General features: G+C 40.4%; 13 protein-coding genes. 5 read left to right on the top strand and 8 right to left on the bottom strand.

The window, feature by feature from the left end; all coding sequences use genetic code 11:
* Nucleotides 1–27: 27 nt before the first annotated feature.
* The 6 genes from ACE1CC_RS06040 to ACE1CC_RS06065 form a co-directional block, all read right to left on the bottom strand.
* Nucleotides 28–603, bottom strand: a complete 576-nt coding sequence (locus ACE1CC_RS06040) for a thermonuclease family protein (RefSeq protein ID WP_413269571.1) — start codon at nucleotides 601–603, stop codon at nucleotides 28–30.
* 111 nt (nucleotides 604–714) lie between these two features.
* Nucleotides 715–1,263: an NADH-quinone oxidoreductase subunit B family protein gene (locus ACE1CC_RS06045; protein WP_413269572.1), complete on the bottom strand. Its 549-nt coding sequence runs from the start codon at nucleotides 1,261–1,263 to the stop codon at nucleotides 715–717.
* A complete protein-coding gene (gene hoxU, locus ACE1CC_RS06050) occupies nucleotides 1,251–1,967 on the bottom strand; it encodes a bidirectional hydrogenase complex protein HoxU (protein ID WP_413269573.1) in 717 nt (238 codons plus the stop codon). The genes ACE1CC_RS06045 and hoxU overlap by 13 nt, the downstream gene beginning before the upstream one ends.
* A 60-nt stretch (nucleotides 1,968–2,027) precedes the next feature.
* Nucleotides 2,028–3,650 carry an NADH-quinone oxidoreductase subunit NuoF gene (gene nuoF / locus ACE1CC_RS06055; RefSeq protein WP_413269574.1) on the bottom strand — a complete coding sequence of 541 codons (1,623 nt, stop codon included), beginning with the start codon at nucleotides 3,648–3,650 and terminating at the stop codon, nucleotides 2,028–2,030.
* A 68-nt stretch (nucleotides 3,651–3,718) separates the two neighbouring features.
* Nucleotides 3,719–4,243 carry a bidirectional hydrogenase complex protein HoxE gene (gene hoxE / locus ACE1CC_RS06060; RefSeq protein ID WP_413269575.1) on the bottom strand — a complete coding sequence of 175 codons (525 nt, stop codon included), beginning with the start codon at nucleotides 4,241–4,243 and terminating at the stop codon, nucleotides 3,719–3,721.
* Between the two features lie 536 nt (nucleotides 4,244–4,779).
* A complete protein-coding gene (locus tag ACE1CC_RS06065) occupies nucleotides 4,780–5,400 on the bottom strand; it encodes a L,D-transpeptidase (RefSeq protein ID WP_413269576.1) in 621 nt (206 codons plus the stop codon).
* Between the two features lie 734 nt (nucleotides 5,401–6,134).
* On the opposite strand from ACE1CC_RS06065, the gene ACE1CC_RS06070 reads away from it, so the two are divergent.
* From ACE1CC_RS06070 to ACE1CC_RS06090, 5 genes are all read left to right on the top strand, one after another.
* The gene (locus ACE1CC_RS06070) at nucleotides 6,135–6,506 is read left to right on the top strand and encodes a hypothetical protein (protein WP_413269577.1); all 372 of its coding nucleotides are present in this window, start codon (nucleotides 6,135–6,137) and stop codon (nucleotides 6,504–6,506) included.
* Between the two features lie 162 nt (nucleotides 6,507–6,668).
* The gene (locus ACE1CC_RS06075; protein ID WP_413269578.1) at nucleotides 6,669–8,042 is read left to right on the top strand and encodes a MurT ligase domain-containing protein; all 1,374 of its coding nucleotides are present in this window, start codon (nucleotides 6,669–6,671) and stop codon (nucleotides 8,040–8,042) included.
* Nucleotides 8,043–8,059: 17 nt separating this feature from the next.
* The gene (locus tag ACE1CC_RS06080) at nucleotides 8,060–8,623 is read left to right on the top strand and encodes an SH3 domain-containing protein (RefSeq protein WP_413269579.1); all 564 of its coding nucleotides are present in this window, start codon (nucleotides 8,060–8,062) and stop codon (nucleotides 8,621–8,623) included.
* 75 nt (nucleotides 8,624–8,698) lie between these two features.
* Nucleotides 8,699–9,745 (top strand): retroviral-like aspartic protease family protein, encoded by a 1,047-nt coding sequence (locus ACE1CC_RS06085; RefSeq protein WP_413269580.1) that lies wholly within the window; start codon nucleotides 8,699–8,701, stop codon nucleotides 9,743–9,745.
* On the top strand, nucleotides 9,742–10,545 hold the full coding sequence (locus tag ACE1CC_RS06090) for a type 1 glutamine amidotransferase (RefSeq protein ID WP_413269581.1): 804 nt from the start codon (nucleotides 9,742–9,744) through the stop codon (nucleotides 10,543–10,545). The genes ACE1CC_RS06085 and ACE1CC_RS06090 overlap by 4 nt, the downstream gene beginning before the upstream one ends.
* Before the next feature lie 334 nt (nucleotides 10,546–10,879).
* On the opposite strand, the gene ACE1CC_RS06095 is transcribed toward ACE1CC_RS06090, so the two are convergent.
* Both ACE1CC_RS06095 and ACE1CC_RS06100 read right to left on the bottom strand, forming a co-directional pair.
* Nucleotides 10,880–11,335: a nitrate reductase associated protein gene (locus tag ACE1CC_RS06095; RefSeq protein ID WP_413269582.1), complete on the bottom strand. Its 456-nt coding sequence runs from the start codon at nucleotides 11,333–11,335 to the stop codon at nucleotides 10,880–10,882.
* Nucleotides 11,325–11,801 (bottom strand): phosphate-starvation-inducible PsiE family protein, encoded by a 477-nt coding sequence (locus tag ACE1CC_RS06100; RefSeq protein WP_413269583.1) that lies wholly within the window; start codon nucleotides 11,799–11,801, stop codon nucleotides 11,325–11,327. The genes ACE1CC_RS06095 and ACE1CC_RS06100 overlap by 11 nt, the downstream gene beginning before the upstream one ends.
* Nucleotides 11,802–11,810 lie beyond the last annotated feature (9 nt).

Raw genomic sequence — 11,810 nt, forward strand, 5'->3', positions numbered from 1 at the left:
ATCCTCTTGAATCTTTGCTCTACTTGCTTAACTACGACAGGGGTGATTTTGTCTCATTCTTGTCCAAGGTTGTTGGGTATTCCACACTCCTAAACCTGCTTTTCTTGCTGCTGCTTCGGCACTCAATAAACCGTTGCTTAAATCAGGACAATCCTTTAAATGTCGGCAATAAGCAACTGCTTTACCTTCTCTGACCATTTGAATATTGACAGAGTTTCCGCCCGTCAATACTTCAGCAACCACACGATTTCCTGCATTTGTTCCTGTATCTTTTATGGTAATATTGCTTCCCGAAGGTAGTAATTGTTGCAGTCGGTCTTTGCTTTGTTTATAGAAAGGACTGTCCCTCCTTTCTGGCGCATCAATACAGGCAAGACGAATTCTACATTGTTGAGGATTTCCGTTTAGTGGGATTCTGCATTGTGCCATTTTTACATCTATGGTATCGCCATCTATCACCTTAAGAACGATTGCCGACTGTCCCGCAGCAGCTAAGGAAGAGTTCCCCAAAAATTGGCTAACGATACCACCGATGAGTAAAAGTAACAACAGAGTAATTAGCCCTTGCCAAAAAATGTGATTTTTGTAGTTTTTTCTACTCATAAAACCCTGATTTTTTAACTTTTACTATCAGTGGGTTTTAGTCATTTGTCATCTGTTATTTGTTATCTTTAACTTCCGAACCAATGACCAATGACTAATGACCAATGACAATTAACCAAATTTGAGCATTTCTCGCCCTTCCATTACAGGTTGTTCTCCCCTTAAAAGTGGTTCTAATGCGGCTTGAATTCTTGGTGCAGAGGGCGGACATCCGGGCAAGAACATATCAACTTTAATTACCTCATGTACCGGGCGTACTTTATCAAGTAATTCGGGAACAATGCCGGGAAAATTTGGTAATTGTGGAGTTATATCGCCCAATTCCAAATAACAGCGCCTGAGCACCGGATCGGTCCCTTTGATCATGTTTCGCATTGCTGGAACATTAGCCGTAACAGCACAATCACCGAAGGAAACTAAGAATTTAGTTCTCTCTCTAACTTTGAGAATTAACTCTAAATTTTCCTCATTGGCGATCGCACCTTCCACAAAACAAACATCCACATTTTCGGGATATTCTTTAATATCTGAACCGACAGGACTGTAAACCACATCGACTTTCTCAGCTAAATCAATTAACCATTCATCTAAGTCGAGAAAAGACATGTGGCAACCAGAACAACCAGCCAACCAAACTGTAGCGAATCTTATCTTGTCCATAATTTTTGCTCCCGTGCGGTAACGATGAAATCTAACTTGCTGCGATCGCGATCCATTTCTCCCACAGTTACGCCCTTACGGAAGATCGCCCCAGTCGGACAAGCTTCCACACATTTACCGCAACTAGTGCAAGCATCCACCGTGCCCCAAGGTTGATTTAACCCAGTAATCACCTTAGCTGCTGCGCCACGAAAACCCACATCCCAAACGTGAGCACCTTCAATTTCATCGCAAACTCTCACGCATCTTGTACACAACACACAACGGTTATGATCGATGCCAAACTCATCATGAGAAACATCAACATCGCGTTCCGGGAAACGATAGGGGAAACGAGAATGATCCATCCCCATTTCTATTGCTAAATCCTGCAATTCACAATTCCCATTCGCCACACAAACCGCACAAACATGATTACCTTCCGAAAACAACATTTCGATAATCATTTTGCGATATTCCTTCAGCTTCGGAGTGTCTGTTTGCACATCCATTCCTTCCGAAACTTCCGTCACACAAGCAGGTAAAAGCCGATTAATTCCCGCAACTTCAACCAAACATAATCGACAAGCACCAATATCAGAAACACCGTCCAAATGGCACAAAGTCGGAATTCTGATCCCCGCTTCCTTAGCCGCTTGTAATAACGTCGCGCCCTCTTCGATCGCTATTTCCTTACCATCAATCTTCAAAGTCTTAACAGACATAAACCCTCCCTTTTCTTCTCTGCGTCCTCTGCGTCTCTGCGGTTCAAATCCCTTAAAACTCTAACCATGAACAGCAACCTTTCCATTAAGAACTCCCTGCTTCAACAAAGCCAAATATTCCTCACGGAAATAACGCAAAGTGCTCAAAACTGGATTAGGTGCCGACTGACCTAAACCGCACAAACTAGTAAACTTAACCATGTCGCAAAGTTCTTCCAACTTCACCAAATCAACCTCAGTCGCTTCGCCCTTCAAAATCTTAGTTAAAGCCTGATACATTTGCACCGTACCAGCGCGACAAGGGATACATTTTCCACAAGTTTCGCCCCGACAAAATTCCATATAAAATTGGGCAACTTCCACCATACTTGTGTCTTTATCCATCACCACCATACCGCCAGAACCCATCATCGATCCGACTTTAGCGAGTGATTCATAATCAACAGGAGTATCCAACAAAGAAGCAGGAATACAACCGCCAGAAGGCCCACCTGTTTGCACAGCTTTTACTTCGCCGCCTGGAATTCCGCCGCCCATTTCCTCAACTATTTCGCGCAAAGTAATGCCCATTGGCACTTCAATTAAACCGTTATTTTTCACTTTTCCAGTGAGAGCAAAAATCTTGGTTCCTTTGCTTTTTTCGGTGCCAATACTAGCGTACCATTCTGCACCTTCGCGGATAATTACGGCGATATTAGCGAAGCTTTCTACGTTATTAATTAAAGTTGGACAATCCCAAAGTCCCGATTGTGCTGGATAAGGAGGACGAGGGCGAGGATTTCCTCTACCGCCTTCAATGGATGCAATTAAAGCTGTTTCTTCGCCGCAAACAAATGCACCTGCACCGATGCGAATGCTCACTTTAAAGTCGAAATTTGATTCAAAGATTTGACTGCCTAAAATGCCGTATTTTTTAGCTTGTTTGATGGCAGTTTCTAATCGTTCAATGGCTAAAGGATACTCGGCGCGAACGTAAATGTAACCTTCGCTTGCGCCAACGGCATAAGCTGCGATCGCCATTCCTTCCAAAACTCTGTGGGGATCGCTTTCTAGGACCGATCGATCCATGAATGCACCGGGATCGCCTTCATCACCATTGCAAACTACATACTTTTGTCCGGGTGGCATTTTCGCCACAGTTGCCCATTTCAAACCTGTAGGATAACCTGCGCCACCTCGACCCCGCAAACCGCTTTTAGTAATTTCTTCTACTACTTGTTGCGGTGTGAAATCATGAATCACTTTATATAGTGATTGATAACCACCAGCAGCGATATATTCTTCTATTCTTTCGGGATCAATTTTGCCACTAGTTTCCCGAACAATTCGCACTTGACGAGCAAAAAATGGATGTTTTAAATCGCCTTCTGGTGCAGTAGGAATACCACCACCATTTAAAGCATTAATAATACTTTCTGCATCGTTGGGTGTAACTTGTTCGTAAAGTTTTTCTTGGGAGACAATTTCTACTAATGGGCCATTGCCACAAAAGCCCATGCAACCAACGCCGACAACTTGAACGCGATCGCCCATTCCATGATCTTTAACCGCCGCTTCCAAATTCTTTTTTACTCCCATTGAATTGGCAGCACGGCAACCTGTAGAAGTGCAGCAATGAACGCGAATTTCTTTCTGATTAGCACGTTCCTTTTCCGCAATTTCTTGCAATTCTGTGATATCCATAGTCGTTAAATCACTAATTCGTCAATACTATTTGGTAATTGGTAAGTTTCCCAGGAATTAATTAGCAATTACTCCTGCTTAACTCCCCAGCCTTTGATTTTTTCTAGCGCTTCTTCAGGTGTAACTTTACCCGCTACTGTGCCATCAAAAACCACTGCGGGTGCAATGCCACAAGCACCAATACAACGTGCTGACATCAGCGACATTTGTCCATCTGGAGTAGTTTCTCCTTGATGAATTCCAGTTTTTTGTTCTAGTGCTTCTAAAACTTGTCCGCTACCTTTTACATAACAAGCAGTACCTAAGCAAACTACACAACTATGAGCGCCACTCGGTTTCAAAGAAAATAGATGATAGAATGTGGCGACACCATAGACACGGCTTAAAGGTAACTTCAATCCTCTGGCAACATAGAGTAATACATCTTCTTCTAAATAACCAAATGATTCTTGTGCTTTATGTAGTACTTCAATTAAGGCATCTTGACGGTGTTGATTACGCTTCATCGTAATGTCTAATGCCTTAAAACGCTTATCTCCGCTGGGATGTTCTTTTGTTGCTTTTTGTGGGTTTTTTGTTGTTGTCGATTGCATAGTTTATTTCCTTACGGTTTCGAGCTAGTATCTTTTAACGCCCAAGGTGTTTTTGTAGCTCATAACACATTCAACAAGTCAAACTCATCTAGCTTAATCTTTTCTTTCCTTTTTCTTAGTCTCTTATTTAAGAAAAGACGGATTTTTGGCTATCTCACTGGTCTTTTACTGTTGGTTAACTTGAGATTGTATGCTTGTGTTGCTTTTGTTCATGTAACATAACTACGCTTTGGCTTCTGACTTTAGTTTTGCATAATTACTTTCATCTGTGCTGATTTAAACAGCATTACTTAATGTTTGTAAATTTTATTTTGTAAATATCAATAACATTTCTCAACAGATAATAAACTAATGTAGTTAGATTGAGATTTAAGAAATAAAGAGTTAGCTTAGTAATATTTCTAAATAAACAACATTTATGTAGTTAAAAGCAAACAGGTAAAGACTTAATAGAAATAAACCCTGCACTTTGAGTGCAGGGAGAAGTAGATGGGGAAATTTTTGGTGAAAACTGCCGAAATTTAACCGTAGATATACTAATGTTCTACTACTACTGTTGTGCCTACTTTGACCAATTCAAATAGAGCAACTACATCAGGATTTCGCATTCTGACGCAACCGTGAGAAACTGCTTGTCCCATCACTCGTTCGTTGGGAGTACCATGAAAACCAATGGTATTTTTGCCATCAGTCCAAAAACCAATCCATCTCACACCTAAAGGATTATTTGGGCCGGGGGGAAAAATTTTCCCATTCCAAGGATGTTGCCAAGCTGGATCTTTAACCATTTGTATTACTTGAAATCTGCCTGTGGGAGTTTCCCAACCAGGTTTGCCGATCGCAACCGGAAAACTAGTTTTTACCTGATGATCTCGGTAAACATAAACGCGACGTTCTTTTAACTTAATCTTCAACCAAGTATCTTCAACTGGACTTACAGGAGATGGTTGCACAGTATCAGGAGTTTGAGTTGGTAATGCAGTTGTGGATACTACATGACCTTGGGGTATTAGCTGACTTTTCGCAAGTTCTACTTCCTTATTCCTGAAGATAGAGGCTGTAGCCAGCTGTTGAGTCCACAAAGTTAAAAATGCTGTACTAAAGCAGATTAGCAGGAAGCTTTTAGTTAATGCTTCTCCTCTCACCATTCCTTTCATTTGTTATTCCTAGCAAACGATATAACGAGAATTCAGACTTATGTCAGCTTGTCGGTTAGATCTTATAGTATTTTAATTTCCTACTCATGCTTTTTTAGTCAAAGATCCGCTATGTTAAATCAAGCTCTCTTGACTCCCGGTATAGCTGTTCGCGTAGCGTATCGGAGCTATTAGGGTTAGTAACCAGATCAATTGCTCTTGACAAATAAACCGACCCTCTGGAAACATTCTTGAGTAATTCATGTTAGGATTCAATTGGCCAAGAAATGGAGTCTTTTCGCGAAAAACCAGGTGCAAAGGACAAGTTCAAAGCCAAAGACGCGAGCAGTACGGTAGGGCATACCGGATTTTAAGCCTGTGGAGAGTGAGTAAGACTCGTTAATTTTGACATTAAAAAGCATCGCTCGATGAATCAGGAATCCCACGCTTATTGCTTGCGATCTAGCGGTGGGAGTGTCAAGAAGTGCTATTTGCTGTAGATGCGCTTTCTGCGGTTCTAAATAGCGCTAAAAAAGCCAGGTATTATTACCTGTCTATCCGTGACCAATGTCTATATAATAAAGTTCCCAAAAAAAGCAACTACCTCTGGCAACTGGTGAATTTTTAGTAGATATGCTCCGGGTAGCTACCAAGAACTGAGCAAAAGAGTTCTGTCTGTAGCAAATTCGTCTCCAAGTGAGGTTGTAATGGATGTGAGGAAAGTGAACGCATTGATGAGCAGGGGGGTATTGCTGTTGCTGACCCTGCTAGCAGTGCATCCAGCGATCGCTGCTGAACCACCTAGTACAAAACAAAGAAGTTATTGTGACTCCCAACAAGGGCAAGAAAGAAATCGCCTGAAATTAGACACGGGAGAGAAGCTGATTGGCAGAATAGTCAGCATTGTCGGCGATATAGCCACAATTAAAGCGGAAGACGGTCAATTTGAAGATGTTAGGCTGGATTTGGTGGATGCCGCCGTCCTGCCTTTGCGACCGGGAACGCTGGTGGAAGCAACAAGGTTACAGTGCGGTTACGAAGTGAGATTGTACAGACCACCAATTGCGGTAACACCACCGCCACCACCACCGCCACCACCACCGCCACCAATTCGCGGTCTTTGGTAATCAGGAGTGGATTTGGTGTAATAAATTCAACAATTGCTTAAGAAGTGATACCGTCAGTTATAAAGGCGGTATCACTTCTTATTTTTTGAGGCAAGATCGATCGTCTGTAGCAAACTTCCAAAGAAACGATATAATCCCAACTGAGTTTGTAGGTTTGTAGTAATGACTTTAGTCGTTCGCAAGGATGGGGTAGTGAAAATTAATTTGGTGGATCAATTGCGATTGAGTGTGGCAGTTTCAGCGGCAAATACAATTACTTATATAATTCGAGCGCTCAAACTAGGTGCAGCCAGTGTTTTACCCGGAGAAATTGCTAGTCGAATTCAACCAAAGATTTTATCTTTGTTGAGTCGCCAAGTGAAGTATGGCGTAATTATGATTGCGGGGACGAATGGGAAAACTACAACTTCGCGGTTGCTGCGAAAAATGTTAGAAAATCAAGGTTGGCGAGTTGTACATAATGAAGCTGGCGCGAATTTAGAAAATGGTTTAGCTACGGCGTTAATTGAACGGACTAATTTGTTCGGTAAGTTAAAGGCAGATTACGCGATTTTAGAAGTTGATGAAAATGTGATTCCCAAGGTTTTACCGAAGATTCAACCGAAGTTTATTTTGTGTTTGAATTTGTTTCGGGATCAGTTGGATAGATATGGGGAAGTTGATATAATTAGCCAACGTTGGTCAAAAGCGATCGCAACTCTCCCTCAAGATACAGCGATCATTGCTAATGCTGACGATCCGACTTTATCTCATTTAGGGCAGAATTTACAGCAAAAAGTTTTATTCTTTGGCTTAAGCGAACCGCAATATTATTTAGATGAAATTCCGCACGCGGTAGACTCAATTTACTGTCCAAGTTGCGGTGAATCTTTAAATTATCAAGGTGTTTACCTTTCCCATTTAGGAGATTTTGATTGCCCGAATTGCGGATTTAAAAAGAGCAAAGTTAATATTGATAGTAGCAAATGGCCGCAAATTCTCATCGGACTTTACAATAAATATAATACCCTAGCGGCTACGTTATTAGCGCAACAAATCGGCGTTGCAGAAAAAGTTATTTTAGAGACAATCAAAACTTTTGAAGCTGCTTTCGGACGGGCGGAAGAGTTAGAAATTTCGGGTAAGAAAGTGCGGATTTTGTTAGCTAAAAATCCGGTGGGGATGAATGAGACAATTCGCACAGTGAATGAGATTAAAAAAGCTGGTGGTGCGGCTACTACTTTGATGGTTTTAAACGATCGCATTCCCGATGGTACTGATGTTTCTTGGATTTGGGATGTAGATACTGAAAAGTTGGTTGCATCGGGGGGAAATATTGTGGTTAGTGGCGATCGCGTTTATGATATGGCGTTACGGATTAAGTATAGCCAAACTAACGGGAACAATGGCTGTAAATTGATCGTCAAAGAGGATTTATCGGAGGCGATCGCTACCGCATTAGAACACACCTCAGTTGGTGAAACTTTACACATTTTACCAACCTATTCGGCAATGTTAGAAGTGCGGGGATTGCTGACAGGTAAACAAATCCTTTAAATTTCCCAGGAGCACTTATGAAACTCGCATTGTTAGCTAATGTATTATTAGGTGTTGTCGTCGGTTGGCAAAATCCCAATCTGTTTTTGGTTTCTCAATCTGTACCTACAGACTTACAAAAACAAGTGGCATCTAATCAAAAAGCTTGTCAAATCTACGCTTACGTGATTGATAAAGATCCTCAAGGTTTAAATGTTCGCGCCAACCCAAATATTAACGGACAAATTTTGGGAAAATTGCCGACAAATACAGATGGAGTATTGGTTGATGTAATTGCTTCTCAAGGCAATTGGTTAGCAATTAATAAAGCTGAAGATGCGAGTGGGAAAACGGTTTTTACAGGGAAAGGTTGGGTTTACGCTTCTAAATTAGGCACTACTACTCGCGGTTATGATAAAAAGAAAGTTTCTGTTTATTCTAGACCCGATCGCGGCAGAAAGGAAATAGGAACAATTCCTTCTAATACAGGAGTAAAATTGTTAGGATGTCAAGGTAAATGGGCGTTTGTTGGTTATCAAAGACTTCAAGGTTGGTTAGCAGTTGACGATCAATGTGGTAATCCTTTAACTACTTGTTCTTAGTTTAATGTTTTTTTTGGAACCGCTACAGACGCAGAGGACGCTCCAGAGAGGAGAGGAGAGAAAAACGAGAATTATATGAGTAAGTCAAGGTTATTTTTAATTTCATCTGTGTTCATCTGTGTTCATCTGTGTTTCATCTGTGGTTTAATAGAAAATATTTCCGTCTCAGCGATTAATCTGAATTTAAAAACAAGCTTTGCACTTGACAAAATATCGCAGCTAAAAGCGATCGTTCGTTTGCAAAATATGGAACTACCACCGCCAAAAGTTTCAGGCGAAGCGACTTTACCAATGCGTTTAGTTGAAGGCGGACAAGTTTGGACTATTGATTTAAAATTAGGGGGAAAATCTGGCAGATATTTAGTAGATACAGGTGCAGCAACTTCGATGATTGCAACTCAATTAAGCCGAGAATTAAACTTAAAAGGAACTGTAATTCCCGGAGAAAGAGTGCAATTTGCTGTGGCGGGTAATGATTGCTTAAATATGGATGCTACCTTACATCGTTTACCGACTATAAATGCCCAAACTGCCCAAATCAATGATTTAATGGTTTTAGAATTGTCAAAGGCGGTAATTCCTGATGAATTAACAGGCGTTTTGGGAATGGATTTTTTTAGTCAGTTTGATTTAATAATCAATCCCCAAAAACAACAATTACAACTTTTGTCGCCTTCCGTGTTACCCAGAGCAGAGAAAAATCGTGCTATTCCTCTGCAAGGTAAACTAGGCGTTATGTTAGCAGAAGTAGAAATTAATGGGAAAGGGCCATTTACTTTTTTAATTGATACTGGCGCGGAAAGTATCTTTATTTCCCAGGAAGTAGCGGATAAATTAGCTGTCGATTCTAGTAAAATGCAAGATATCAGCGTGCAAGGTTTTTGCGGTTTAGAACCTGCAAAATCTCTCACACTTGACCAAGTTAAAATGCAAAATTACCAACTAAATAATCTAGAAGCAGTAGTTTTAAATACTTCAGTGTTGAAAGTGCTTGCAGTTGACGGAATTTTAGGGCAGAATTTCTTAAACCAGTTTATCCAACACTGGCGATTTGAACAACCTGCAAACGGCAAATTTCCGGCAAGAGGTAGTTTAGTTTTAACCCCATTAAAAACACAATGAACAATCAACAGATGGAATTAAAAATTGGTTGGCTTTATCCCACATTGATGAGTACTTATGGCGATCGCGGAAACGTCATCTGCATCCAACAACGCGCCCAATGGTATGGATTCAATGTACAAGTAATTCCCCTAGATTTGCAAGCATCAGTAACAGAAATTCATCAAGTTGATTTGTTAGTTGGTGGCGGCGCACAAGACAGACAACAAGAAATAGTCATGCGCGATTTAAAAGGTGCCAAAGCAACCGCATTGCGCGAGAAAATTGAAGCAGGAACACCCGGAGTTTTTACCTGTGGCGCACCCCAATTATTAGGTCATTATTATGAACCTGCATTAGGTCAAAGAATTGAAGGTTTAGGGTTATTTGACTTTGTAAGTAAGCATCCGGGAATTGACGCAAAACGCTGTATTGGTAACGTAGTTTTTGAAATTACTGCATCGAGATTAGCTGAAGAATTAAGAGCAATGTTAGGTAAACCGCCTGTAATTATTGGCTTTGAAAATCATGGCGGAAGGACTTATTTAGGTAAAGTTGAAGCGTTAGGAAAAGTAATCAGCGGTTACGGAAATAATGGCGAAGATGGGATGGAGGGGGCGTTTTATCATAATGCGATCGCTACCTATTCTCATGGCCCAGTTTTACCGAAAAATCCCTTTTTAGCTGATTGGTTAATTAAAACAGCTTTACAACAAAAATATCAGACAAATGTTGAGTTAAAATCATTAGATGATGGGTTAGCAATGCAAGCACGAGAAGCAATGTTTAAAAAGTTAGGAGTTAGCGAATTAGCCGCTTGAAAGAAATCATAAAAACTCCTTCTTCTCTGGAGCGTCCTCTGTGTCTGGAGCGGTTTGAAAATTTTCAGAAATATTCGTAATATTCAAAGGCTTTGAGTCCATTAAAATGGACTCGAAGCTATTAGCCCGGAAATTGATTTCCGGGCTAATAGCTCGCATCGCAGGTGCAAGATCTCAGTAAAGAATGCAGTTACAATTTAGAGCAAATACTAGAAAAAAACTTTTTCCCTGAAGAATCAACAGAATCAGAACTAAAGTAAACCCGATCGATTTATATAAGAAATCCCAGTCCCCAGTCCCCAGTGGTCGGGGCAATTCATGAATTGCCCCGACTTTACATCAAATTAAACTCTTTCATTGCTGGCAAAAAGTTATGATTTTCATGGCTGGGACGGCTAAGTTTAATTAAAGCAAAACGTTGCACAAAAGACAAATTTTCCCATTGTTCAATTGTAATATTTACCCCTACTTCCTTGGCTTTTTCTAACACCTCAGAAGGAATATTTTTGCTATCCATCCAAGCAGGATTTTGTTCAATTGCTAATTCGGACGCGGGCGATCCAGTTTGCTTAGTTACTAATTGCTGGAGAAATTCCCGATAGGTTTTTATTTCATTTGCGGTTGTACAGGGTAGGTCTACCAGTGCTTCTCTTTCTGCTAAATTAAAATGATTCCAATGGGATAATTTTAACTTGATTCCGCAAGTGTCCAATTTATACCTGACCACCATAGGAATACAGCGCAAGCTACTAACAAAATCTGCCTCGAATTGAAAGAATTTAGTGCTCATCACGGGATCTCTTATTTATAAAGCGAACGATCATGAAACTAATTGATAAAGCTAGAATAGCGATCGCTAAACCAATCAATTCTATGCCATCAACTTTCTCTAAATCTAAAATAATGATTTTTCTAGCTACAGCCACCAAAGAAGTGATAATAACTAATTCAACCTGAACAGCATGATTTTTCAGGTAGGCGGTAATATTTTCTAATAGTTCTAAAGCAATTAAAATATTCAGAAAAAAGCCAAAAATTTTAATAACAGTGGTCGAGAAAAACCCTACTGGTGGCTGAAAAAATAAGTCTTGCCATAAATAAACAATTAAGTCTACAACTGAAACTAAAATAACCGCAACCATTGCCAAGGAAAGGATTTTGGAGACTAGGCTTTCTATAACTTTAATAAAACCTAGAAACTCCTCATCGCTACTCATACGTTTCGCTTGTTTGGACAAGTCCCTGAAAAATCCCATTTTTTAGGT

Source organism: Floridaenema aerugineum BLCC-F46, assembly GCF_041929345.1.
GTDB lineage: Bacteria > Cyanobacteriota > Cyanobacteriia > Cyanobacteriales > Aerosakkonemataceae > Floridanema > Floridanema aerugineum.